Raw genomic sequence first — 23755 nt, 5'->3', positions numbered from 1 at the left:
ACAAACCGTAGGGCATACGGGGATAGCCTGCAGATACTTATTCCATTGGGAATATTGAACAGGAAGCCCCCACTTCAGAATGATAGCATTCAAGTGGTGGGAGCATGTCACAGAGAAGTATAATGTGACTGTGAAAATCAGGCATGAGGTATTAGAAGTAGATAAGGAGAAAAAAGTACTCAAAATTAAAGATCTAATTAGTGGGAATGAATTTGAAGATTCTTACGACAAGCTTATTTTTGCCACAGGTGCGAGATCGATTCTTCCTCCTGTGGAAGGTGCAAACCTCGAACAGGTTTTTACTCTTCGTAACATTACAGATATGTATCAAATAAAAGCGTATCTGAATAAAGAAGAGCCGAAGGAAGGAGTCATTGTCGGCAGTGGATTTATTGGACTTGAGATGTGTGAGAGTTTAAGAGCCTTGGGAATGAAGGTGACATTGGTGGAAAGGCTTTCGTCTGTGACACCGGGATTAGATACCGATATGGCAGCGTATGTTGAAGCATATTTGAAGGAACAAGACATTCAAGTTTACAAAGGAGTATCGGCAACGAAGATTACCCCAGATGCAGTGGTACTGGACAATGGCAAGAAAATTCCAGCAGGTTTTGTTCTTTTGTCTACGGGAGTAAGACCGAATACAGAAATTGCAGCTTCGATAGGTGTGGACTTAGGAAAGACCAAAGCAATTACGGTAAACAGCCGTATGCAGACAAGTGTCCCAGACATTTATGCCTGCGGAGATTGTATAGAAGTGCCCCACTTAATAACGGGTAAATCGGTTTACCGACCTCTTGGGACGACGGCAAATAAAACAGGAAGAATCACTGGAGATGCAGTAACAGGAGGTATGTTGGAGCTGAGGGGTATTTTGGGTACCGGGATATTTCGTCTTTTTGAAAAGACCATTGCTTTAACAGGTTTATCAGAAAAAGCTGCCATTGACGAAGGATATGAGATAGAGGTTTGTCACAATATTAAGCTGAATAAGCCGGATTTTATGGAAGGGAAGGAAATGGTAATTAAAGGGGTGGCAGACCGTAAGACAAGGCGTCTTTTGGGGGTTCAGATTTTTGGAGAAGAGGGAGTGGATAAGCGAATTGATGTTTTTGTAACAGCTATTACCTTTGGTGGAAAGGTAGATGATTTGTTTCACCTTGATTTAGCATATTCTCCACCTTATTCAACAGTCAAAGATCCAGTGGCATATACGGGTCAGATTTTGGAGAGTAAAATATAGATTGTTTAAATCCTCGATTCGATAGAGTTGAGGATTTTTTTATGGGGCTACTTGGGCATATTCCATAAAAATTTTATAAAATATTTATGGAATAGTACCGATTGACTAAATACTATTGTGAAGACTATAATATAGACAGTTTTTAAAACACATTTAAAAAGTGATTGCAACAACGACCTTTAAAATCATTTACAAGGAGAGATTATGAAAAGTGCAGTATTTTACGGGAAACGAGATATCCGTGTATCGGAATGGGAAACCCCAAAGTTAAATCCGGATGAAGTATTAATTAAGGTAATGGCCTGTGGAGTTTGTGGATCTGATTTGCATATTTTTGAAGGAGATCAAGGATCAACCACTACGGTTCCACCACTGATTCAAGGACATGAATTTGCGGGAATCATAACAGAGATAGGAAGCAAGGTATCCAATTATAAAGTTGGTGACAGAGTCTGTGCAGATCCGGCAGACAATTGTGGAGAATGTTTCTACTGTGTATCAGGAATGATGAGCCATTGCGATCATATGGGAGCAATTGGAACAAATATCAATGGTGGGTTTTCGGAATATTGTAAAGTCAAAAGCAGACTTTTACACAGACTGGAAGATGACACGACCTATATAGAAGGTGCAATGGCAGAGCCTTTAGCCTGCTGCATCAATGGAATTGACCGCAGTGATATAAAAGCGGGAGATAATGTAGTGATTTATGGTGGAGGAACCATAGGACTCTTGATGCTACAGCTTGCAAAACTTAGAGGAGCTAGTAGAGTTGCTTTAGTAGAACCTGTTAAGGAACGTAGGGAAACAGCAATAAAACTTGGAGCAGATGTGGTGATTAATCCGATGGAGTGTAGTGTGAAGGAAGCTTTAGCGGATCATAAATTAAATCATATTCGTGTTGTAATCGAATGTTGTGGGTTGAAAAGTACATCGGAGGAAGCAATACAAATTGTGGATAAACAAGGGATTGTAGTTCTGTTTGCAGTAACAGCCCTGGACGCATCTATTGACTTAGCAACCTATCAAATATTTCAAAAGGAAGTTACAGTTACAGGTTCGTTCTGCAGTCCCTACACAATGGCAAGGGCGGTAGAGTTGATAAACGCACATCGATTGGATTTAATGCCAATGATAGGTGCTACATTACCGATGGAGGAGCTTTCAGATGTATTGGGAAATGCAGAAAGAAGAGCGAAAGGAAAAGTAATTATTCTGCCAAATGGACAGGAGTAAATCAATAATTACAGCAGAGCTGTAAATATAAAAAATAAAAACCTAGGAGGTAAAGTATGAAAAGGAAAGTGTTAGCGGCATTACTTACAGTCATGATGGTGTTCACTATGATGGTAGGATGTGGAGCAAAGGAAGGGGATAGCGTTGATACGACATCCGAAAAAACAGAAACAAAGGATGCAGGTGATGGAATCAAAATAGGTCTTGCAATTCAAACACTGGGAAATCAAGTATGGGCGCAACAAATGGATGCAATTCAAAAGGCTGCAGAAGATGATGGAAACTCCGTAACTGTAGTAGAAAGTAATGAAAATGCAAATACTCAGATTAGCCAGATTGAAAATTTTATCACATCGGGATGTGACGTAATCGTGGTTAACCCAGTTGATCCAGATGCAATTGAAGATGCATGTAAGAAGGCTCGTGAAGCTGGAATCAAAGTGCTTGCATGGGATGAAGAAATGGAAAATACAGACATAAACTGGATTATTAAAAATTATGATTTAGGATTTTCAATCGGTGAAGGTGCAGCAGAGTTTATTAAGGAAAAATTTGGTGATAAGGAATGTGAAGTAGCTGTATTGGGATATCCTCAAACACCAATTCTTCTCGAAAGAGAAAATGGTATTTTAGATGCATTAAAAGAAAATGCGCCAAATGCAAAAGTAGTTGCAAATCAACCGGCAATCAATCCAACGGAAGGTCTGAATGCAATGGAGACAATTCTTCAGGCAAATCCAGATGTTAAAGTTGTGTGCTGTATTGGTGGCGGTGGTGCGGCTGGTGCCAATGAAGCTTTCAAAGGTGCTTATGGAAGTGATGTACCAGAAGATGTTGGTATCTTCTCAACAGATTTAACCGATGAAACAGTAGCTTCTATGGAAAACGGTGAGTTTAATCGTATGTGTGTAGCAATTACAGGAAATCCATATGTATGCGGAGAAGTAGTTTATGACTTGGCAGTAAAGCTAGCTGACGGTGAAGAAATGGAACAAAACGTGTATAGAGATCTTATCCCGGTTACAATCGACAACTTAAAAGATATGATAGCTGAATAAGAACTTTACCAGAGAAATTTAGAATAAAGTTGCGCACTACTCTATTATAGCTGCGCACTTTATTCGATTAAGGAGAAAGGATAGAATATGACTGCGATTGACAATATATTAGAGATAAAAAGTATATCGAAATTTTATCCAGGCGTCACAGCATTAAAAGAAGTTTCCTTTGATGTGCGAAGAGGAGAAGTTCATGCGCTGATAGGAGAGAACGGAGCAGGAAAATCTACGCTCATCAAAACTTGTAGTGGTGCAATCTCACCATCAGAAGGAAAAATTGTTGTAAATGGTGAAAGTTTTGAATGTATGACACCAAAACTTTCTGAGAAAAAAGGAATAGGGGTTATCTATCAAGAGTTTAATTTAGTAGGTGACTTATCAGTAGCTGAGAACATCTTTCTTGGAAGAGCCATTCGAAGTGGAATTGTAATCGACCAGAAGGCTATGGAGAAAGAAGCAAAAAGAATATTGGGGTCATTAAATATTGATATAGATCCACGTACATTGGTAAAGAAATTAAGTGTTGGGTACCAGCAAATGGTAGAAATTGCAAAAGCCGTTTCCCAGAATGCCCAAATTTTGATTATGGACGAACCGTCAGCGCCATTGACAAATGCAGAAGTTGAAAGCATGTTTGCAATTGTAGATCAATTAAAGAAAAATGGTGTGACGATAATTTATATATCTCATAGACTGGATGAAATCTTTCGGTTATCAGATCGGGTGACGATATTAAGAGATGGACAGTATGTGACAACCCTTAATACTCGGGAGACCGATAAGGATGAGCTAGTACGTTATATGGTAGGACGTGAACTGACAGAAATATATCCGGAAAGAAGTGAAACCTGTATAAAAGACGAAGTCATTTTTGAAGCAGTAAATGTCAGTGGGAATGGAGACAAAAACATTTCCTTCCAACTACATAAGGGTGAAGTGCTAGGTTTCGGTGGTTTAGTAGGGGCAGGTAGAACAGAGCTTGCAGAATTGATTTTTGGTATGGAGCCCAAACAGGATGGGAAGTTTATACTGAATGGAAAGGAGATAGCACCGAAAAACCCAAAGGCGGCTATCAATCACGGAATTGGTCTTGTACCGGAAGATCGGAAAACAAAAGGTGCATTATTAGGACTTAGTATTAAAGAAAATATTAATATGCCAATCTATCCAAGAATTTCTAAGGGTACTGTTATCGATACAAAAAAGGAATATGAAACTGCAGATAAGTATAAAAATGAGATTTCCATTAAAACTCCCAATTTAAGTCAGCTTGTGAAAAATCTAAGCGGAGGAAATCAACAAAAGGTTATTCTTGCGAAATGGCTCGCAGCAGATGTGGATTTATTGATATTCGATGAGCCCACAAGAGGAATAGATGTTGGAGCAAAACAGGAAATCTATATGCTCATTAATTCGCTGGTTGAACAAGGAAAAGCAGTTTTGATGATTTCTTCAGAGATGGAAGAACTAATGGGAATGTCTGATCGAATTATTATTCTTTCAGAGGGATGCATTACAGGAGAACTAAATAAAGATGAGTACAATCAGGAAACCATTATGCGCATGGCATCAGTAGAGAGGAAGGGATAGTTTTATGAAAAAAGTAATAGATGTAGTTAGAAATAGAGCGATTTACGTATTTCTACTTGTAATGATTATTTTCTTTTCAATAATGAATAACAATTTTTTAACCGCAAACAATATTTTGAACGTTGCAAAACAAGTCTCCATTTTTGGAATTGCATCAGTGGGAATGACCTATGTAATTCTCACAGGCGGTATTGATTTGTCTACAGGTTCGTTAATATCATTTGTTAACATTGTGGCAGCTTATTTTATGGTAAATATGAATTTAAACCCATGGATTACTATTTTATTATCCTTGGTTATAAGTTCTTTGGTAGGTTTTGCAAACGGATGGATTATAGCAGAAATTAAAATGCCTCCTCTTATTGTAACCTTTGCTTCTCAAACTATTTTTGGTGGTTTGGCCTATATGCTTTGTAATGGTCGTCCAATTTCCAGATTTGATGATGCTTTTCTTAAGATAGGGCAAGGATATGTAGGACCAATTCCGATTCCAATTTTAATTATGATTGTCTGTTTTGCAGTTGGCGCTTTTATTTTGATAAAGACGTTTTTTGGGCGGTATTTCTATGCATTAGGAGGAAATGAAGAAGCGGCAGAGCTTTCAGGGATTAATGTAAAAAGAGTGAAATACCTTGTGTATACTCTGTCTGGATTCTTTGCAGGGATTGCAGGAATTGTTATGTTATCAAGAGCAAATACAGGTCAGCCAAATGCGGGACTAGGGTATGAATTTGATGTTATTACTTGTGTTGTATTAGGCGGAGTGAGTGTAAATGGAGGTTCGGGGAAAATCTCGAATGTAATTGCTGGAGTGCTAATTATAGGTGTTCTTAGTAACGGCATGATCCTAATGGATATTAGTTCATATACCCAGATGGTTATAAAAGGGCTTATCTTGTTATTGGCAGTAGGGTCAGATTGTATTCAGCAAGCAAAACTCTTAAAGACGAAGACGGCAACAGCTTAACAGCTAATTATTGGATTGAAAGGGGTATATAAGTATGAATAACAAAATGAAAGTTGCAATTATGACGGATGTTGGCAAGATGGAGTTGACAGAAAGGGAAATTCCAAGACCAACCAAGGATGAGGTTCTGGTAAAAGTAGAGCACGTTGGAGTGTGTGGTTCAGATATGCATTACTTTGAAGCTGGAGGTATTGGGAGAAATATTGTAAAACCACCTTTTGTATTGGGTCATGAGGCAGGAGGTATTGTAACAGAGGTAGGAGCAAACGTAACAAGTCTGAAGGTAGGAGATAAGGTTGCACTTGAGCCAGGAAAAACCTGTGGGAAATGTGAATTTTGTAAATCCGGGAAATATAATCTGTGTCCAGATGTTATCTTTTTTGCTACTCCTCCGATTGATGGAGTGTTTCAGGAGTATGTAACACATCCAGCAGATCTGTGCTTTAAAATACCTGATAATATGGATACCATTGAAGCGGCTTTGATTGAACCTTTAGCAGTTGGGTTTCATGCAGCGAGACAAGGTGGAGCACAAATGGGACAAACAGCGGTGGTAACAGGAGCAGGCTGTATTGGTTACGTTTCTTTGATGGCACTAAAGGCCATGGGCGTAACCAAGGTTATAGTTGTCGATGTGCTGGAGAAGAGACTGGAAAAGGCCATTGAACTGGGTGCAACAGCCGTTGTAAATGGGAAAGAAAAAGATGTTGTAGAAGAAGTTCTGAAGCTGACCGAAGGCAAAGGTGCAGATTTAGTGATTGAAACTGCAGGTTCTGAAATTACAACGAATCAGGCAATACACTTTGCAAAACCTGGCTCAACAATTGTATTGGTTGGCTACTCACCATCAGGAGAAGAAACATTGTATATGGGACTTGCGATAGATAAAGAGCTTACCTTTAAGACAGTTTTCCGTTATCGCCATATCTATCCATTAGCAATTGAAGCAGTTTCATCAGGAAGAGTTAACCTAAAAGGAATTGTAACCAATACATTTTCCCTGGATGATATTCAGGAAGGAATGGATCAAAGCATAAAAAATAAGCAGGATGTAATTAAGGCAGTCATAAAAATAGCGTCTGACAGATAAGATGATGGAGGGAAAGATGACACTACATGAGATTGAAAAGCAGGCAAATGAAATTAGAAAGAGTATTTTGACAGCAGTATATAATGGGAAAAGTGGTCATCCAGGTGGTTCACTTTCGGCAGCAGATTTATTTACTTTCCTTTATTTTGAAGAGATGAATATTGATCCGGCCAATCCGAAGATGGAGGACAGAGATCGTTTTGTATTATCAAAAGGACATACAGCACCAGGGCTGTATTCTGCGTTGGCTCATCGAGGATATTTTCCAGTTGATGAACTGAAAAATCTCAGGAAACTGGGTTCTTGCCTTCAAGGACATCCTTGCATGCAAGAGACAAAAGGAGTTGATATTTCTACAGGGTCTCTGGGTCAAGGATTTTCTATTGCAGTTGGTATGGCTCTTGCCGCAAAAATGGACAATAAGAGCTATAGAACATATTGCCTGTGCGGTGATGGAGAATTGCAGGAAGGTCAAATCTGGGAGGCGGCTATGTTTGCAGGACATCGCAAACTGGATAATTTGGTTTTAATTGTTGACAATAATGATTTGCAAATTGACGGAAAGCTAGACGAAGTCTGCTCACCATATCCTATTGACGAGAAGTTGAAAGCATTTCAGTTTCATGTAATCACTATTAATGGAAATGATATGAGTGAAATTTCTTTCGCAATGAAGAAGGCGAAAGAAACAAAAGGGCAACCCACGGCTATCATAATGAGGACGGTTAAGGGGAAAGGTGTGTCCTTTATGGAGAATATTCCAGGATGGCATGGAAAAGCTCCGAATGAAGAGGAATATAAGCAGGCTATGAAAGAATTGGAAAGGATAAGCTAAATATGAAAAAAATTGCAACGAGAGAAAGCTATGGTAAATCACTTGTCGAATTAGGCGGAAAATATAAAGAGCTGGTTGTTTTGGATTCAGATTTAGCATGCGCAACAAAGACAGGAATTTTCAAAGAACAATATCCGGAGAGACATATTGATTGTGGGATTGCGGAATGTAATATGACTGGAATTGCTGCGGGGCTTGCAACCTGTGGGAAAATCCCTTTTATCAGCTCTTTTGCAATGTTTGTTGCAGGGCGTAATTTTGAACAAATCAGAAATTCAATTGGCTATCCTCACTTGAATGTGAAAATTGGTGCAACACATGCTGGAATTACGGTAGGTGAGGATGGCGCCACACACCAGTGCAATGAGGATATTGCTCTAATGAGAACGATTCCAGGGATGACCGTTATTGTACCGGCAGATGATATTGAGGCTAGACAAGCCATGGAGGCAGCAGTCCATCATAAGGGACCGGTATACTTACGCTTTGGCCGAGGAGAAGTGCCAATTATTAATCAACCGGACTATAAATTTCAGTTAGGGAAAGGTGTCATTTTAAAAAAGGGAACAGATGTGACAATTGTGGCTACAGGCGGATCAGTCCCAGAATGCCTGGAGGCTGCAAAAAAGTTAGAGTCACAAAATATAAGTGCAGAAGTTATAAATATTCACACAATCAAGCCAATTGATGAAGAAACAATTCTTAGGTCGGCAGAAAAAACAGGAAAAGTTGTAACGGTAGAAGAACATTCAACGATTGGTGGGCTAGGAAGTGCAGTATGTGATTTGTTGTCAGAGAAGCTTCCAACTAAAATAAAAAAACTAGGTATGAATGACGTCTATGGAGAGTCGGGGTCTGCAAGAGAATTACTTCAAAAATATAAGCTGGATGATGAAGGAATTTATGCAAGCATCATGGAGTTTATCTAGGGCTTCAATCCTTGACGGTAAAGAAAACGTTAGTTATACTTAATGAATGTGAAGGATGAAAAATGAAAGATAAATATACGATTGGGTTAGATTACGGCACATTGTCAGGGCGTGGGATATTAGTTCGATGCAGTGATGGAGAAGTGATAGGTTGTGAAGCGAAAGAATATCCTCATGGAGTAATGACAGAAAAGCTTCCCAACGGAGATGAGATATTACCTTCCGAATGGTGTCTTGAGCATCCCAAAGATTATCTGGATGTTTTAGAAGATGTGATTGTCAGACTAATACAAAAGAGTAATGTAGATAAGGAAGACATTATAGCGATTGGTGTTGATTTTACGGCCTGTACAGTTTTGCCAATAGATGAAGACGGACTACCATTATGTATGAAGAAGGAATTTAGCGGAAAGAGAAATGCTTATGTTAAGTTATGGAAACATCATGGAGCGCAAAAGCAGGCAGATTATATTAATCAAGTATTGGAAAAGCTGAATCTGTCACACTCGGCAAGGTTTGGCGGAAGCGTATCGCCAGAGGTGTTGATTCCAAAGGTTCTTGAAACCATAGAAGAGGATATAGAAATCTACGAGAAGTCAGCAGAAATACTGGAGGCAGGGGATTGGATTACAAGGATTATCACAGGCTCACACAAGAGAAGCTGCTCCATGGCGGCCTATAAGGCATGGTGGAATCAAGAAGATGGTTATCCTGATACAGAGCTATATAAAAGTATAAATCCAAGAATTGAAAATATAGTTCAAGAGAAGCTTACAGAAGATATCTGTGGTATCGGGGAAGAAATTGGAACGCTGTCAAAGGAATGGGCAGCGAAGCTGGGACTTGTGGAAGGGATTCCGGTGGCACCAGCCATCATAGATTCTCATGCAGGAGTACCGGGAAGCGGCGTAAGGAGAGAGACGCAAGCGATGCTTGTGTTGGGAACATCCAGTGTGATAGTGGGTCTTAGTAGAAACCCATTTTCTCACAAAGGGATCTATGGAGCGGTAAAAGATGCTATTGTTCCAGGTTACTATGCTTTGGAATCCGGTCTTGCTGCGGTAGGAGATCTTTTTGGATGGTTTGCAAATAATTGTATTCCTGCAAATTATTATGACGAAGCCCAGAAAAAGAATGTTGATGTTTTCGATTTGTTGAATGAAAAAGCAGAATGCTTAGAACGAGGTGGAACAGGGCTTTTGGTATTGGATTGGTGGAATGGAAATAAAACGCCATATGTGGATGGGAATTTAGCAGGTGCTATCATTGGTTTAACCTTGAACACAAAGCCGGAAGAAATATACTTAGCACTTATTGAGTCAACTGCATTTGGTACAAAGGTGATTCTTGATTTATACAAGGGGGCGGGTGTAAAGATTGATGAAATTGTCGTGAGCGGAGGTATCGCATTAAAAAATCCTACGCTAATGCAAGTTTATGCAGATGTGTTAGGGATTGATTTAAAACTAGCAAAGAGCAGCCAGGCAGCCGCTCTGGGGTCTGCTATCTATGCAACATTGGCAGCAGGGAGTAAAAGAGGCGGATATGACGATTATCAAGAGGCTGTTATGTGTATGAGCGAAGTGAAAAGCCAGATTTACCACTTTAATTTAGAAAATAAGACAAAATATGATAAGCTTTATAAGGTTTATCAAAAATATAGTAGTTTGATAGGACAAGAAGGCAAGAAAATCTTACATGAATTACACATGTTGAAAAAATTTTGAGAGGATGGCATGCAGCCAAATTGATAAATATGAGATTGAGTAATATTGAAGTTAAAAAAATGAATCGAAATAGTATACTGCAATATATGCTTAAGGCAGATGCAGTACAGAAAAATACAATTGCAGAAGACATACGACTTAGCTTTCCTACGGTTACACAGGGGTTAAAAGATCTGGAAGAGATTGGCTTGATAAAGGAAGAAGGAACACTAAAGTCAATTGGAGGAAGAAAGGCGATGAGCTATCGCTGTGTCAAGGATGCAAAAGTTGCGCTGGGACTAGATATTACGAGAAACCATATTAATATTGTTATGATTAATTTGGCAAGGGAAATCATGTATTCAAGAAGAGTTCGTATGAGAATACACGATAAAGCCGAGTCCTATGAAAAGCTCAAAGCGACAATTGAAGAGTTTATAAAGGAAAGTAGGATTCCCGAAAAGAAAATTTTGGGGCTGGGTATTTCGCTGCCAGCTATCATCGACGAAACCGGGACAAAAATGCATGCGCTTCATGAACAAATGGAGATATCATATCGACTGTATGACATTGTTAAAAAGTGGTTTTCGTTTCCAATTATTTTGGAAAATGATGCGAACAGTGCAGGAAAAGCAGAGATGAATTTTAGGGGAACCAAGAGAGAGTCTGTTTATTTATTTGTAAGCCAAACAGTAGGTGGAGCAATTATTATTGACGGAAACGTTTTTTATGGAAAAATGAGAAGAGGCGGAGAGTTCGGCCATATAACCCTATATCCGGGAGGAAAGCCTTGTTTTTGTGGAAGAAAAGGTTGTATCAATGCATACTGTGCGACAAAGGTTTTATCAGATATGACAAATGACGACTTAAATCTCTTTTTTGAGGGATTAGAGCAAAAGAATGAGAAGTATATAAAAGCCTGGAACCAATATTTAGATGATTTAGCGCTGGCAATTCACGATCTGAATATGGCATTTGACAGTGAAGTTATTATAGGTGGTTATTTAGGACAGTATATTGGTTTATACATGGAGGAGCTTAGGGAAAGAGTAAAGAAGCTCGATCCCTTTATAGAAGATTTATCATTTATTATACCGGCAGCACTAAAATATGAGGCTTCTGCTATTGGAGTTGCGGATGTATTTATTGAAAAATTTATTAGCAGCATATAACGCATATAAAAATGCAGCAATACTCTTTTACGAGATATTACTGCATTCTTTATTTTTGTTATTTAATATCCAATTCCGGAGGTTCATCAAGATGTTCTGAAACATATTTTCCATCTTTTTTCCTTTGACGGACACACTCGGTAAGCAAATATTCAATCTGTCCATTGACCGAACGGAAATCATCCTCAGCCCATGCGGCAAGGGCATTGTATAAGTTTGCAGAAAGTCTGAGTGGAACCTGCTTTTTCTTTGAATCAGCCATCTTAATAGAGGCTTCCCGTATTTACAATTGGTTGTGTATCGTGATTGCCGCAAAGTACTACCAATAAGTTAGAAACCATAGCTGCTTTTCTTTCTTCATCCAGTTCTACAACCTGCTTTTCGTTCAGTTGATCTAAAGCCATCTCAACCATTCCAACGGCGCCATCTACAATCATCTTACGGGCATCGATAATAGCCGAAGCCTGTTGTCTTTGAAGCATCGCAGCGGCAATTTCCGGTGCATAAGCAAGATAAGTGATACGAGCCTCAATGATTTCCATTCCGGCATCTTTTACCTTTTCTTGAATCTCATCCCGAATTCTGGAAACAACAATCTCGCTGGATCCGCGAAGACTGCCCTCATCTGCAACGCCATCACCAGTAGTATCAATATTTGCTGCTACATCATAAGGATAGATACGTACAATATTGCGAAGAGCGCTGTCACATTGAAGAGACAAGTATTCCTTGTAGTTATCAACATTAAAAACGGCCTTTGCAGTGTCGGTTACCCGCCACATAACTGCGATTCCAATTTCGATAGGATTCCCCAGACAGTCATTGATTTTTTGTCTGCTGTTATTAAGTGTCATGATTTTTAAGGAAATTTTCTTGCTGAATAATTCGGTAGCTGCCAACTCATTTTTCATTGTAAATGAAATAGATTTGGTTGAATTGCTGTCTACATCTCCACTTTGGCTGAGTTTCGTCTTTGCAGCTGGGTTTACACTGATACAAAATGGATTTACAAAATAAAAACCTTCGCTTTTAAGAGTACCAAAATAGTTTCCAAAAAGGGTAAGCACCACTGCTTCCTGAGGTTTTACAACCTTTAATCCGCAGAAAGGAATCCAGCCAATAATGAGCCAAATGATGCTGATGATTAGTAAAACAGGAAGTCCGCCATTAGAAAGAATTATTCCTCCCATAATACAGCCACCAATCGCTGCTGCATAGAGCAAAGTGGTAAGAATTAGAACAAATAAGCCATTCTTTTTCGTATTTAATATTTTCTCATTCATAAATAAGCCTCCTTTACCTCTTTTAAGAGGTGATTTTTTGTATCTTAATGATATCATTTTGATATCATTAAGTCAAGAGGAATATTTTAAACCATATAGACAAAAGTAATAATTCAAGATAGAATAGTGCTAACATTAAAAATAGATATAAATTAGGAGGTAGGAAAATGAAATTAGCAATCGGTTGTGATGAGGCAGCATATGCGTTAAAGGTTGAGATTATGAATCACCTGGAAGCAAAAGGAATTGAGTTTAAGGATTTTGGTGCAGCAAAAGGTGAGGTAGTTCTTTATCCAGACGTAGCATATGCAGTAGCTGATGCAGTGGCAGCAGGAGAATTTGAAAGAGGAATTCTTGTATGCGGAACAGGAATTGGAATGGCAATTTGTGCCAATAAGGTTCCGGGAATCAGGGCTGCGGTATGTCATGATCCTTTCTCTACAGAGCGTTCAAGAAAGAGCAATAATGCACAGATTATGTGTATGGGAGAGAGAGTAATAGGAGTTGAGCTGGCGAAATACTTAGTTGATGTATGGCTTGACTGTGAGTTTGCTGGTGGTGGTTCAGCACCAAAGGTAGACCGCATTAATGAATTAGAACAAGAGCATATAAAAAATGCTAAATAAATAACTACAGTGCCAATTTTGGCAGAACAAAATCCTTGCGAAGAGAAGATTCTCCTTGCAAGGATTTATTCAATTTTCATAATCGTATATGGCCTGGAATTCTGATCTTCTAATAACAAATAAATACAAGCGTCTTCTTTACAGAGCTTTGGATACAAGGAGTTGCCATATAAAGCGGGATTCTTGTATTCTGTGGAAATTCGAGTGACATTAAAATCATCCGGAAGGAATTCGAAAGCTGCTTCAAGATAGCGAACATTGTTCATATGTCCGTTAAAATCAATATCATTTCGCCGAACCGAAAAAGCAGGCATGCCTTCAAAGCCCTCTTTAGGTAATATTATTTTCCGGCTTAAATATTCCATAGGAACTTTGGGGTCAATAATCAAAGATTTTATCACATCACCAGGGATTTTTTCCATACGTCCTGTTTCTAATCGAACAAAAGCTCCAATTTCCCACGAAAGGATACAAGGAGTCTGGTTTTCGTCATAAAGAACTGTATTTCGATAGCCATAAGGTCCTTTACAATCATAGATTCCAGTGGAAACAGTAATGCTTTCACTGTACTTTGGAAGCTTTAAGACATCAATCTGTCGAAATGCTAAAAACATTCCCAAATGATTTTCCTGAAAATATTTTAAAAATGTAGGTTCTGATTCCATCCAGAATATGGAGCAGTCCTGTATGGCATCCATTGCCGAGATGAGTTTCATATCTCCGTGTTTATCTGTTTGACTTGTTCCAACTCTTCCAGTAATGGTATACATATAAATTCGCCTCTTCCTTATAATTTCAATTGAAATATTATTATACAACAGAGAGGTGACGAAAACAAAGTGTAAATTGACAGAAAATATTTGTCAAAAAACATATAATGAGAGATAATAGCTCTATAGAGGATTCATTAGAGAAAACAGCGGGAGGATAAAGGTATGGAGCTGGTAGATACGAAAGAAGCAGTAGGGCATGTATTGTGCCATGATATTACACAAATAGTTCGGGGAAAAACAAAGGATGCTGTTTTCCGGAAAGGTCATATTGTCCGGGAAGAAGATATTCCGGTTCTGTTAAGTTTAGGGAAAGAACATTTATATGTGTGGGAGCAGGAAGAAGGGATGCTCCATGAGAATGAGGCGGCGGATATACTGCGTGAGATTGCACAAGGAAAGTTTATGACAGCAACAAAGCCAAAGGAAGGGAAGATTGAGCTAATAGCAGAGAGAGACGGGCTGTTAAAGGTGGACACAGAGCGGCTGAATCAGATTAATGGACTGGGAGAAATGATGGTTGCCACTCTACCCTCTGGACTTGTGGTAAAAAAAGGAGATAAGCTTTGTGGCACAAGAGTCATTCCTCTTGTTATTGAAAAAGAAAAGATGGATCATGCAAGAAGCATGATAGGAGAGGAGCCACTTTTAGAGCTGCTCCCTCTCAAACAAGTTAAATATAGCGTGATTACCACAGGGAGTGAAGTTTTCAAAGGACGGATTCAGGATACCTTTACCCCGGTACTCATTGATAAAATGAGTGAATATGGATGTGAGTTAATGGAACATAAGATATTAGATGATAATCATCAGGAGATTACCACCACCATTCAAGAAATGTTAAAAAATGGAGCAGAGATGATTCTTTGTACAGGAGGAATGAGCGTGGATCCTGACGACAAAACCCCTCTGGCCATTAAAAATACAGGGGCTCAAATCGTGAGCTATGGAGCACCGGTATTGCCAGGAGCTATGTTCCTGCTTGCATATACGAAAACAAGGACTCCCATCTTGGGACTTCCAGGGTGTGTTATGTATGCCAAAAGAACAATATTTGACTTAGTCCTACCGCTGTTGCTGGCAGAAATTCCAGTAACAAAAGAATGGATTGCAGACCTTGGAAATGGAGGACTTTGTAGAAACTGTGAAGTCTGTCATTTTCCCAATTGTGGATTTTGGAAAGGGGTGTAAGCGGATGGGACTCTCACATATAGACAAAGACGGAAATGCCCGCATGGTAGATGTTGGAGAGAAAGAAAATACAAAGAGAAGAGCAGTTGCATGTGGAAAAATATACATGAGTGAAGAATGCTTTCAAATAGTAGCCAAAGGAGCAATGAAAAAGGGAGACGTACTGGGAGTAGCTCAAATAGCCGGGATTATGGGAACCAAAAGAACGGGGGATTTAATCCCGCTTTGTCATAGTTTGGCATTGACTAAAAGTAAGGTGACTTTTACCCTTTTGGAAGATGAGCATGGGATTCTTGGAAGATGTGAAGTGACTTGTGAAGGAAAAACCGGTGTTGAAATGGAGGCCCTGACAGGAGTCAGTATTGCCCTTTTGACAGTGTATGATATGTGCAAAGGAGTGGATAAATCCATGCATATGGAAGAGATTTTTCTTTTGGAAAAAGAAGGTGGAAAGAGTGGGCGTTATGAAAGATCAGTATAACAGACCAATTGAATACATGAGAATCTCCATCACCGATCGCTGTAATATGCGTTGTATGTACTGCATGCCAAAGGGGGTAATCAAACAAACCCATGAAGAAATATTAACGTATGAGGATATTTTACAGCTTTGCAAAGTCGCAGTTACACTTGGAATCACAAAATACAAGGTGACTGGTGGAGAGCCCCTTGTACGAAAAGGCTGTCTGGATTTTATTCGCAAACTTAAGGAATTAGACGGGGTAGAACAGGTTACATTAACGACAAACGGTGTGCTTTTAGAAGAGTATATAGAGGAATTAAAGGCCTGCTCCATTGATGGAATCAATATTAGCATCGATTCCTTAGATGAAGACATGTATCGTAGAGTAACAGGCTGTGAAGAGGGTTCTGTGAAAGAGATTCTGGAAGTGTTAAAAAGAGGGTGCAATTTAGGGATTCCTATGAAAATCAACTCTGTTCTTTTAAAGGAGACAAAAGAGGAAATTTACAGACTGGCTGAAATCGCTGAAAAATACCCGGTAGACATACGCTATATTGAGCTGATGCCAATTGGTGAAGGAGCCCATCTAAAGGGGTTAGAGATGGAGATGGCGTTAAAGCTTCTAAAGGAAAAATATTCAGACTTAAATCCAACCAAAGAAAGGCGAGGCAACGGACCAGCTCATTATTACACTTCAAAGCAGCTCAAAGGAAAAATTGGTTTTATTGATGCAATTAGCCATAGATTTTGTGATGAATGCAACCGAGTACGCCTTACATCCTTGGGCATATTAAAACCCTGTCTTTGTTATGAAAAGGGAATGGATTTTAAAGCTCTTTTAAGAGAAGGTGCACCTTTTGAAAAGATAAAACAAGAGATGGAAAAATGTATTTATCGAAAACCGAGAGCTCATAGTTTTTTGGATAAAAGTCAAGTGACAGAATATAAAAGTATGAATGAAATTGGAGGATAGAATGGGGAAGGTATTAGCAGTCTGTAGGAGTGAGAAAAAGGGAACGCAAAAAATGAATATAGGCTCTGGATTCTTCAAAGAAGGGTTTGGATTAGAGCAGGATGCCCATGGAGGATCCTGGCATCGTCAGGTTAGTTTAATTAGTGGAGAAAAGATAGAAGCTTTTAAGAAAAAAGGGGTCGACGTAGTTCCAGGAGCTTTTGGAGAAAATTTAATCGTAGAAGGAATCGATTTTAAAGAACTTCCAGTGGGGACTCACTTAAGATGCAATGAAGTCCTGTTAGAAATGACACAAATTGGAAAGGAATGCCATACTCACTGTCAAATTTACCATAAGGTAGGAGACTGTATTATGCCAAGAGAGGGAGTATTTGCGCGAGTGTTGCATTCAGGAATCATATCTGTTGGTGACACCATGGAAATCGAGGAACCAAAAGAAAAACAACCCTTAAGAGCAGCGGTCATTACTCTGAGTGACAAAGGTGCACGAGGGGAGAGAGAAGATAAAAGTGGCCCAGCCATTGCCAACCGTTTACGAGAATCTGGATATGAAGTGATTGAAGAAATTTTAATTCCAGACGATGAAGAAGAATTAAAAAGAGAGTTGATCCGTTTATGTGATCAAAGAAGACCACAGCTCATTTTAACCACAGGCGGAACAGGCTTTTCACCAAGGGATATTACACCGGAAGCCACCCTTTTGGTTGGAGATAAAGAGGCTCAAGGTGTGGCAGAAGCGATACGGTATGCATCTATGCAGATTACAAAGCGAGGAATGCTCTCAAGAGGAAGAGCTGTAATTCGGAAGGAAACCCTTATTGTAAATTTACCGGGCAGTCCAAAAGCTTGTATGGAGAGTATGGATGCCTTTTTGGATACCATTGAACATGGATTAGAATTACTGCAGGGAAAAGGAGGCGAATGTGCCTCTGTCTGAAATCGGGCAATACGTGTAAAGTCACGTTTGTTAAATATTTTTGCGAATAGCAAAGGAGGAACGATTTATGAAGAAAAGAGTATTAGCAGTATTCATGATGTTGGTGTTAGGAGCAAGCTTAATTGCCTGTGCAAAAAAGACTCCAGCAGAAGAACCAAAGGAGGAAACGGTAGTGGAGACAAAAGAGGAGGTTGCGCTCACTGTATTTGCAGCAGCGTCTATGACAGAGACCCTGCAGGATATTGCAGAGCTTTACAAGGATGAAGCACCTCATGTAAGCTTGTCTTTTAACTTTGATTCTTCCGGAACACTTCAAACACAGATTGAAGAAGGTGCAGATTGTGATGTGTTTATTTCTGCCGGTGAAAAGCAGGTGAACGAATTGGAAGAAGGGGAGTATCTTGTGAAGGATTCAAGATTTGATTTGCTTTTAAACAAGGTTACTCTATGTGTACCCACGGATAATCCAAAGGAAATTAACAGCTTCGAGGATTTAGTAAGTAAACTTCCAAGTGAAGAGATGCTTTTTGCAATGGGTAACAGTGATGTACCGGTAGGACAGTATACCCAGAAAATTTTCGAACACTTTCAGCTAGACGAAGCAGTACTTGCAGAAAGTGGAAAAATCAGTTACGGAAGCAACGTAAAAGAGGTTACCACATGGGTCAGTGAAGGAAGCGTAGATGCAGGAGTTGTTTATTGCACGGATGCCTTTAGTGCAGGGCTTGAAATTGTGGATGAAGCAACAGAAGAGATGTGCGGAAAAGTATTATATCCGGCAGCAGTGGTTAAAGCAACTGAGAACGAAGAGGAAGCAAAGGCTTATTTAGAGTTTCTACAGAGTGATCAAGCAGTAGAAATTTTTGAGAAAGTTGGATTCACAAAAGCTTTCTAGAAAAAGTGAGGGAATAATATGGATTGGTTTCCATTATGGAATTCCATACGCATTGCGATACTAAGCAGTGTAATCGTGTTTTTTCTGGGAATCTTTGCGGCTTACTATATTGCGAAGCTTCCCAAAGCAGCCAAGGGAATTTTGGATGTGGTACTCACACTTCCCCTTGTACTGCCCCCTACAGTTGTGGGGTATTTTCTATTAATATTATTTGGCGTGAACAGACCCGTAGGGCAGTTTCTAAAGGAGCATGGAATTCAGTTTGTAATGACCTGGTATGGAGGAATTATTACTGCATCCGTGGTTGCTTTTCCTCTTATGTATCGAACAGCAAGAGGGGCTTTTGAAAGCTTTGATGAAACACTTTCCTATTCCGGGCAGACTCTGGGACTCTCCAATACGTATATTTTTTGGTGCATCCGTATGCCTTATTGTAAGCAGGGAATTATAGCAGGGAGTGTTCTTGCCTTTGCCAGAGCCTTAGGCGAATATGGAGCAACCAGTATGATGGTGGGCTATACTCCGGGGAAAACGGCAACCATATCTACAACAGTCTATCAGCTTTGGCGCACCGGAGATAATGCCGGTGCGACAAAATGGGTGCTTCTGAATCTGGCGATATCAGCAGTGGTATTACTGATTGTGAATACCATGGAAAAAAGACAGAATGATTGGAGGCAGGGATAATGCTTCAAGTAGACATTGAAAAAAAAATCGGCCACTTTCATTTGCAAATCACCTTGAATACACAGAAGGGTACGATGGGGATTTTAGGCCCTTCAGGTTGCGGAAAAAGCATGACGCTTCGCTGTATTGCAGGGATCGAGACACCGGACAGGGGAAGAATTGTTCTGGATGGGGTCACTTTGTTTGACAGTGAGAAAAAGATTAATCTCCCGCCACAAAAACGAAGGGTAGGGTATCTTTTTCAAAACTATGCATTGTTTCCCAATATGAATGTGGAAAAAAACATCCTATGTGGTCTTCATTTTGTAAAGAATTCGGCAGAGAAAAAGAAACGTTTTCGTGAGGTGATTGATTTACTTCAGCTAAGAGGAATGGAGAGGCATGGAATTCATCAATTGTCGGGAGGGCAGCAGCAAAGAGTTGCTCTTGCAAGAATCTTGGTGAATCAACCGAAGCTTCTGATGCTGGACGAACCTTTCTCTGCTCTGGATACCCATTTACGCAGCAAGCTTCAAATTGAAATCAAAGAACTTCTAGCACTCTATGGAAGACCGGTTTTGATGGTAACCCATAACCGAAATGAAGCATACCATATGTGTGAAAATATTTCACTAATGGGAGATGGACGGATATTTACCACTAAGAAAACAAAAGCCATCTTTGCAAACCCGGAAACAATATTAGGGGCAGAAATCACAGGATGTAAAAATGTGATTGAAGCAAAAAAGACAGGGGAGTACGAAGTAGAGGTTCCGAAATGGGGAATTCGGCTTGAGACAAAGGAACCGGTAAAGGATCATTTAGAAGCAATTGGAATTCGTGCACATTACTTTGGAGCAAAGGTGAAGTCTAATCGACACGAGGTGGTAAAGACGGGAATGATGGAAGAACCATTTGAGTGGATTATTCAATTTCGATACAAGAAACAAGCTCAGGAATCAAAGGATTTATGGTGGAGAATACCAAAGGATCGATTCCCTGGAGAAATGCCAGAAGAACTTGGCATTTCTCCAGTCAATGTGCTTTGCTTGTATCCGGAGAAAAACAAATGAGAGAATTATTTCAAAAAGCAAAAGAGTATATAGAGAAAAAGGAAGATATTGTTGTGGTTACGATTGTAAGCAGCAGCGGTTCCACACCAAGAGGTACAGGTGCCAAAATGCTGGTTACAAAAGAGGGGCGCTCCCTAGGTACGATAGGGGGTGGAATGGTAGAGCTTATGAGTGAAGAGGAAGCAAAAAAAGCACTGCTTAGAAAAGAATCCCAGCTTTTGTCCTATCAGCTTAAGAAAAATGAAATTCAGGATTTAGGAATGATTTGTGGTGGAGATGTTACAATATATTTGAAGTACATTCCTGGAGGAAATCAGGATTTTCTGGAACTGTGTAAGGGAATTGACGAAGTCTATGAGAAAAATAAAAAAGCATGGTTGGTTGCAGAAACGGCAGAAAGCTCAAAAGGGGAATGGAAGCTGGTTCCTGATACAGAAGATTTAAAACAGTATTCAAATCATTATATTGAAGAGATTAAAGCGCCAGAAAAGGTTTATATTTTTGGAGGCGGCCACGTGTCTCAGGCATTGGTGCCGGTGCTGGCCTCTGTAGAGTTTCAGTGTATTGTATTGGAGGATCGGGAAGAGTTTACGAAAAGGGAACTATTCCCTGGTGTTTGTCAGACAATCCGAACGGATAATCATCAGATTTTAGGTGGTGTTACAATTCAACAAGAGGATTATGTTGTCATCATGACAAGAGGCCATAAGGATGATGAAAGGATTATGGAGCAGATATTAAAAACTCCGGCGAAGTATATAGGAGTAATTGGCAGCAGAAAGAAAAAGGCAGGGGTATTTGAAAGGCTGAAGAAGAAGGGATTTACAGAACAGGATTTTGAAAGAATTACAACCCCCATTGGACTGGCAATTGGAGCAAAAACTCCAGCAGAGATAGCGATTAGTATTGTGGCTCAAATGATTCAGATTCGTGGGCAAGAGTAAGCCTTCTTTTTCCAGAATTTGTCCAGGGCAACAAGGACTGATACGTAATATTTAAAGGGATTCCAATACATTTGGACAGCTCGGAAATAGATGGAATTTTACCATCAATGATTAAATGCAATTCAGAGCGTGTTAAGGTAGCCTCATAAGCATAAACTTCTTTTAGAGCATAGATGGTATCATCTAAGAAGTGGATGTTTATGGGGGTTTTTAAATTCTGCAACCGACCGTATACACGATGGAGTTTTAAAGCGTGATCTCCACATAAGCAGGGAGTGGCTGAGAGTGAGCCAATATCTCCTGTTCGGTAACGAATCAGAGGAAGTGGACTTGGATGAAGACTTGTGAGCACAATCTCTCCTTTTTGACCGGGAAGCAATACTTCTTCGGTGTCGGGATCGATGATTTCCGTATAGAAATCATTGTTTCGCAAGTGAAGATCTTTGCCCTTGCTGCATTGAACTGCAAGGCCGTAACAAGTTTCGGTAAGGCCATAATGGGTAAAAACTTGTGAGCCCCAAAGAGATTCGATGGCCTGAATGATAGCAGGAGATACGTAATCTGCACTAAGAAGAACCGAAGGGATATTGTTTTGGGGCGCTTTCTTACAAAGATAATATACATCAGAAGGCATGCCAACAATGCATCCTACATCCTTTATTTCCTTCAGTATGGTTGTCAAATCTTTCGGACGACCGTAAATAATTCCTTTTCTGTTGATGCGTCTTAAGCCTTCTTTTAAAAGACTTCCAATGCTCCCGGGTTTATCATCAGACATTAAAATAAGAACAGGATGATCCTTCGGTGCAATAGATGCCATTCCTTGAGCAAAGAAGCGGATCGTTCTTTCCTGATCTTCTGTGCCAAAAAAGAATCTTTTTGGGGTGCCACTACTTCCAGAAGTGGAGAAAGTTCGAATGCGGGATATTTCACCAAGACTTGTACAAAGCATTTCTTCCCCATGCTTGCTTAAGAGGTCTCCATTTGTAAAAGGGAGATCTTCAAAGTCTGGAAAGCTTAATTGTTGAAAATGTCTTTTGTAAAAAGCACTGTTTTCTTTTGCATAAGAGACAATTTCAAAAGCCATTTTTTTCTGAATCTTAGTCATCGTTGTTTAAATCCTCCTGCAGCTTGGAAAAATGTTCTTCAAATAATTGGTGAATGGCAGCATTACAACTTTTGACGTAGGACTGATACGTTTCGATTAAAAGCTCTCCTTTGGGTGTCAAGGTGGTAGAGCCACCTTTTTCGCCACCTTTGTGGCGCTTGACCACTTGTATCCTGCTTTGTTCTTCTAGCAGCTTTATCATACGCCAGCCTTTACTATAAGAAATGCCGGTGAGTGTACAGGCATTTCGAACAGAATGACAACGCTTAATGGCCAATAAAAGCTGATAGGTGCCAGGACCTAAGAAAACATGTTCTCTTGCAATCATAAGCTTTGATATTGGACGAAGAGTATTGATTTTATGAGCCTTTAAATACTCTTTCCACTCCGAGAGGAAGCCGAGATTTGCGATTACACCGGAATCCGTGACCGGTATGGTGGCAGCATTTTTTGTGATTTCATTGAAAAGGGAGTCAACGGTACCATGCTTCCCTTGATCATAAATGTTTTGTAAGCTTTTTGAGGTTAAAAGTATAGGAAAACCAGATTGATTCTCAAAAACCGGAAGCACAGGCAATTTTTTTTCTAAGGAGAGCCGCTGGAGGGTATCACTATGAAATAGCGGGTAGTCGGTTGTCGTTAAAAATACAGAGTCACAAGAGACACTTAAAAGAGAAACGGCTTCCAGGAAATAATCCTTTGCAGGAGTATCCTGAAAGTCTGGACCAAGGCAAAGAACTCCCATCTTTGCAAGATGGTTTTCTATGGCAGCTTTTTCTTTTGTCAAAACAATGATAGGAGAGAGATTCTGCTCCTGCAAGGTAATAACAAGACGTTTTAAAGAGGAAATTCCCTCCACTTCCGTCGTTGGATGATAGCCGTTTTTTCTTGTGTTTGTATCGATGGAAATAATAAAAGCACCGTGCATAATATTCCTCCAAAGCAAGGGATTGTTTTATGAAAACAAATCGCAAACAACAAAACTGTCTGATATACTAAA

At 39.7% G+C, this 23755-nt stretch carries 24 protein-coding genes; 19 read left to right on the top strand and 5 right to left on the bottom strand.

Translation table 11 applies throughout. From position 1 onward, the window contains the following. Positions 1-79: 79 nt before the first annotated feature. From NHH15_RS06750 to NHH15_RS06705, 10 genes are all read left to right on the top strand, one after another. Entirely contained in the window at positions 80-1243 is a 1164-nt protein-coding gene (locus NHH15_RS06750; protein WP_262065898.1) for an FAD-dependent oxidoreductase, read from the top strand. Positions 1244-1447: 204 nt separating this feature from the next. Further along, entirely contained in the window at positions 1448-2479 is a 1032-nt protein-coding gene (locus NHH15_RS06745; RefSeq protein ID WP_262065897.1) for a zinc-dependent alcohol dehydrogenase family protein, read from the top strand. 56 nt (positions 2480-2535) lie between these two features. Further along, positions 2536-3537, top strand: a complete 1002-nt coding sequence (locus NHH15_RS06740) for a sugar ABC transporter substrate-binding protein (RefSeq protein WP_262065896.1) — start codon at positions 2536-2538, stop codon at positions 3535-3537. Between the two features lie 87 nt (positions 3538-3624). Beyond that, positions 3625-5127, top strand: coding sequence for a sugar ABC transporter ATP-binding protein (locus NHH15_RS06735; RefSeq protein ID WP_262065895.1), 1503 nt, complete (start codon positions 3625-3627; stop codon positions 5125-5127). A 4-nt stretch (positions 5128-5131) separates the two neighbouring features. After that, positions 5132-6094, top strand: coding sequence for an ABC transporter permease (locus tag NHH15_RS06730; protein WP_262065894.1), 963 nt, complete (start codon positions 5132-5134; stop codon positions 6092-6094). A gap of 34 nt (positions 6095-6128) precedes the next feature. Next, positions 6129-7184: an NAD(P)-dependent alcohol dehydrogenase gene (locus NHH15_RS06725; protein WP_262065893.1), complete on the top strand. Its 1056-nt coding sequence runs from the start codon at positions 6129-6131 to the stop codon at positions 7182-7184. A 16-nt stretch (positions 7185-7200) separates the two neighbouring features. Beyond that, positions 7201-8019 carry a transketolase gene (locus tag NHH15_RS06720; RefSeq protein ID WP_262065892.1) on the top strand — a complete coding sequence of 273 codons (819 nt, stop codon included), beginning with the start codon at positions 7201-7203 and terminating at the stop codon, positions 8017-8019. Between the two features lie 2 nt (positions 8020-8021). Next, on the top strand, positions 8022-8948 hold the full coding sequence (locus NHH15_RS06715) for a transketolase family protein (protein WP_262065891.1): 927 nt from the start codon (positions 8022-8024) through the stop codon (positions 8946-8948). Positions 8949-9010: 62 nt separating this feature from the next. Then, the gene (locus NHH15_RS06710) at positions 9011-10675 is read left to right on the top strand and encodes a ribulokinase (RefSeq protein ID WP_262065890.1); all 1665 of its coding nucleotides are present in this window, start codon (positions 9011-9013) and stop codon (positions 10673-10675) included. 59 nt (positions 10676-10734) lie between these two features. Then, positions 10735-11826, top strand: coding sequence for an ROK family transcriptional regulator (locus tag NHH15_RS06705; RefSeq protein ID WP_262065889.1), 1092 nt, complete (start codon positions 10735-10737; stop codon positions 11824-11826). A 58-nt stretch (positions 11827-11884) separates the two neighbouring features. Here NHH15_RS06705 and NHH15_RS06700 read toward each other — a convergent pair whose 3' ends face one another. Together NHH15_RS06700 and NHH15_RS06695 are read right to left on the bottom strand one after the other, a co-directional pair. Then, entirely contained in the window at positions 11885-12088 is a 204-nt protein-coding gene (locus NHH15_RS06700) for a type II toxin-antitoxin system antitoxin (protein WP_262065888.1), read from the bottom strand. Position 12089: 1 nt separating this feature from the next. Further along, complete coding sequence (locus NHH15_RS06695; protein ID WP_262065887.1) at positions 12090-13109, bottom strand: SPFH domain-containing protein; 1020 nt, start codon at positions 13107-13109, stop codon at positions 12090-12092. 167 nt (positions 13110-13276) lie between these two features. On the opposite strand from NHH15_RS06695, the gene rpiB reads away from it, so the two are divergent. Beyond that, positions 13277-13735 carry a ribose 5-phosphate isomerase B gene (gene rpiB, locus NHH15_RS06690; protein WP_262065886.1) on the top strand — a complete coding sequence of 153 codons (459 nt, stop codon included), beginning with the start codon at positions 13277-13279 and terminating at the stop codon, positions 13733-13735. A gap of 65 nt (positions 13736-13800) precedes the next feature. On the opposite strand, the gene NHH15_RS06685 is transcribed toward rpiB, so the two are convergent. Further along, entirely contained in the window at positions 13801-14505 is a 705-nt protein-coding gene (locus NHH15_RS06685) for an acyl-[acyl-carrier-protein] thioesterase (protein ID WP_262065885.1), read from the bottom strand. Between the two features lie 165 nt (positions 14506-14670). Between NHH15_RS06685 and NHH15_RS06680 the strand changes: the two genes are divergently transcribed. The 8 genes from NHH15_RS06680 (at position 14671) to xdhC (ending at position 21647) form a co-directional block, all read left to right on the top strand. Beyond that, a complete protein-coding gene (locus NHH15_RS06680) occupies positions 14671-15696 on the top strand; it encodes a molybdopterin-binding protein (protein ID WP_262065884.1) in 1026 nt (341 codons plus the stop codon). A 4-nt stretch (positions 15697-15700) separates the two neighbouring features. After that, a complete protein-coding gene (gene moaC / locus NHH15_RS06675; RefSeq protein ID WP_262065902.1) occupies positions 15701-16177 on the top strand; it encodes a cyclic pyranopterin monophosphate synthase MoaC in 477 nt (158 codons plus the stop codon). Further along, positions 16161-17132: a GTP 3',8-cyclase MoaA gene (moaA, locus tag NHH15_RS06670; RefSeq protein ID WP_262065883.1), complete on the top strand. Its 972-nt coding sequence runs from the start codon at positions 16161-16163 to the stop codon at positions 17130-17132. Before moaC ends, moaA begins: the two co-directional genes overlap by 17 nt. Position 17133: 1 nt before the next feature. Further along, positions 17134-18069 (top strand): MOSC domain-containing protein, encoded by a 936-nt coding sequence (locus NHH15_RS06665; protein WP_262065882.1) that lies wholly within the window; start codon positions 17134-17136, stop codon positions 18067-18069. Between the two features lie 67 nt (positions 18070-18136). Continuing rightward, the gene (modA, locus tag NHH15_RS06660; RefSeq protein WP_262065881.1) at positions 18137-18964 is read left to right on the top strand and encodes a molybdate ABC transporter substrate-binding protein; all 828 of its coding nucleotides are present in this window, start codon (positions 18137-18139) and stop codon (positions 18962-18964) included. Positions 18965-18982: 18 nt separating this feature from the next. Beyond that, positions 18983-19651 (top strand): molybdate ABC transporter permease subunit, encoded by a 669-nt coding sequence (gene modB, locus NHH15_RS06655; protein ID WP_262065880.1) that lies wholly within the window; start codon positions 18983-18985, stop codon positions 19649-19651. Beyond that, positions 19651-20703, top strand: a complete 1053-nt coding sequence (locus NHH15_RS06650) for a sulfate/molybdate ABC transporter ATP-binding protein (RefSeq protein ID WP_262065879.1) — start codon at positions 19651-19653, stop codon at positions 20701-20703. The genes modB and NHH15_RS06650 overlap by 1 nt, the downstream gene beginning before the upstream one ends. Next, positions 20700-21647, top strand: a complete 948-nt coding sequence (gene xdhC / locus NHH15_RS06645) for a xanthine dehydrogenase accessory protein XdhC (RefSeq protein WP_262065878.1) — start codon at positions 20700-20702, stop codon at positions 21645-21647. The genes NHH15_RS06650 and xdhC overlap by 4 nt, the downstream gene beginning before the upstream one ends. On the opposite strand, the gene NHH15_RS06640 is transcribed toward xdhC, so the two are convergent. Further along, complete coding sequence (locus NHH15_RS06640; protein ID WP_262065877.1) at positions 21604-22755, bottom strand: DVU_1553 family AMP-dependent CoA ligase; 1152 nt, start codon at positions 22753-22755, stop codon at positions 21604-21606. The two genes, xdhC and NHH15_RS06640, sit on opposite strands and share 44 nt — an antisense overlap. Beyond that, positions 22748-23683, bottom strand: coding sequence for a winged helix-turn-helix domain-containing protein (locus NHH15_RS06635; RefSeq protein WP_262065876.1), 936 nt, complete (start codon positions 23681-23683; stop codon positions 22748-22750). The genes NHH15_RS06640 and NHH15_RS06635 overlap by 8 nt, the downstream gene beginning before the upstream one ends. Positions 23684-23755: the final 72 nt, after the last annotated feature.

The sequence above is a fragment of the Aequitasia blattaphilus genome, from assembly GCF_024721305.1.
In the GTDB taxonomy this organism is placed as follows: domain Bacteria; phylum Bacillota; class Clostridia; order Lachnospirales; family Lachnospiraceae; genus Aequitasia; species Aequitasia blattaphila.
Note: the sequence above shows the minus strand (reverse complement) of the source record. Positions and strands in the feature narration are given on the sequence as shown.

Bases quoted from the DNA above. Each gene is read 5' to 3' on its own strand.
- NHH15_RS06750 (WP_262065898.1), top strand. From the start codon at position 80: ATGATAGCATTCAAGTGGTGGGAGCATGTCACAGAGAAGTATAATGTG.
- NHH15_RS06745 (WP_262065897.1), top strand. From the start codon at position 1,448: ATGAAAAGTGCAGTATTTTACGGGAAACGAGATATCCGTGTATCGGAA.
- NHH15_RS06740 (WP_262065896.1), top strand. From the start codon at position 2,536: ATGAAAAGGAAAGTGTTAGCGGCATTACTTACAGTCATGATGGTGTTC.
- NHH15_RS06735 (WP_262065895.1), top strand. From the start codon at position 3,625: ATGACTGCGATTGACAATATATTAGAGATAAAAAGTATATCGAAATTT.
- NHH15_RS06730 (WP_262065894.1), top strand. From the start codon at position 5,132: ATGAAAAAAGTAATAGATGTAGTTAGAAATAGAGCGATTTACGTATTT.
- NHH15_RS06725 (WP_262065893.1), top strand. From the start codon at position 6,129: ATGAATAACAAAATGAAAGTTGCAATTATGACGGATGTTGGCAAGATG.
- NHH15_RS06720 (WP_262065892.1), top strand. From the start codon at position 7,201: ATGACACTACATGAGATTGAAAAGCAGGCAAATGAAATTAGAAAGAGT.
- NHH15_RS06715 (WP_262065891.1), top strand. From the start codon at position 8,022: ATGAAAAAAATTGCAACGAGAGAAAGCTATGGTAAATCACTTGTCGAA.
- NHH15_RS06710 (WP_262065890.1), top strand. From the start codon at position 9,011: ATGAAAGATAAATATACGATTGGGTTAGATTACGGCACATTGTCAGGG.
- NHH15_RS06705 (WP_262065889.1), top strand. From the start codon at position 10,735: ATGAATCGAAATAGTATACTGCAATATATGCTTAAGGCAGATGCAGTA.
- NHH15_RS06700 (WP_262065888.1), bottom strand. From the start codon at position 12,088: ATGGCTGATTCAAAGAAAAAGCAGGTTCCACTCAGACTTTCTGCAAAC.
- NHH15_RS06695 (WP_262065887.1), bottom strand. From the start codon at position 13,109: ATGAATGAGAAAATATTAAATACGAAAAAGAATGGCTTATTTGTTCTA.
- rpiB (WP_262065886.1), top strand. From the start codon at position 13,277: ATGAAATTAGCAATCGGTTGTGATGAGGCAGCATATGCGTTAAAGGTT.
- NHH15_RS06685 (WP_262065885.1), bottom strand. From the start codon at position 14,505: ATGTATACCATTACTGGAAGAGTTGGAACAAGTCAAACAGATAAACAC.
- NHH15_RS06680 (WP_262065884.1), top strand. From the start codon at position 14,671: ATGGAGCTGGTAGATACGAAAGAAGCAGTAGGGCATGTATTGTGCCAT.
- moaC (WP_262065902.1), top strand. From the start codon at position 15,701: ATGGGACTCTCACATATAGACAAAGACGGAAATGCCCGCATGGTAGAT.
- moaA (WP_262065883.1), top strand. From the start codon at position 16,161: ATGAAAGATCAGTATAACAGACCAATTGAATACATGAGAATCTCCATC.
- NHH15_RS06665 (WP_262065882.1), top strand. From the start codon at position 17,134: ATGGGGAAGGTATTAGCAGTCTGTAGGAGTGAGAAAAAGGGAACGCAA.
- modA (WP_262065881.1), top strand. From the start codon at position 18,137: ATGAAGAAAAGAGTATTAGCAGTATTCATGATGTTGGTGTTAGGAGCA.
- modB (WP_262065880.1), top strand. From the start codon at position 18,983: ATGGATTGGTTTCCATTATGGAATTCCATACGCATTGCGATACTAAGC.
- NHH15_RS06650 (WP_262065879.1), top strand. From the start codon at position 19,651: ATGCTTCAAGTAGACATTGAAAAAAAAATCGGCCACTTTCATTTGCAA.
- xdhC (WP_262065878.1), top strand. From the start codon at position 20,700: ATGAGAGAATTATTTCAAAAAGCAAAAGAGTATATAGAGAAAAAGGAA.
- NHH15_RS06640 (WP_262065877.1), bottom strand. From the start codon at position 22,755: ATGACTAAGATTCAGAAAAAAATGGCTTTTGAAATTGTCTCTTATGCA.
- NHH15_RS06635 (WP_262065876.1), bottom strand. From the start codon at position 23,683: ATGCACGGTGCTTTTATTATTTCCATCGATACAAACACAAGAAAAAAC.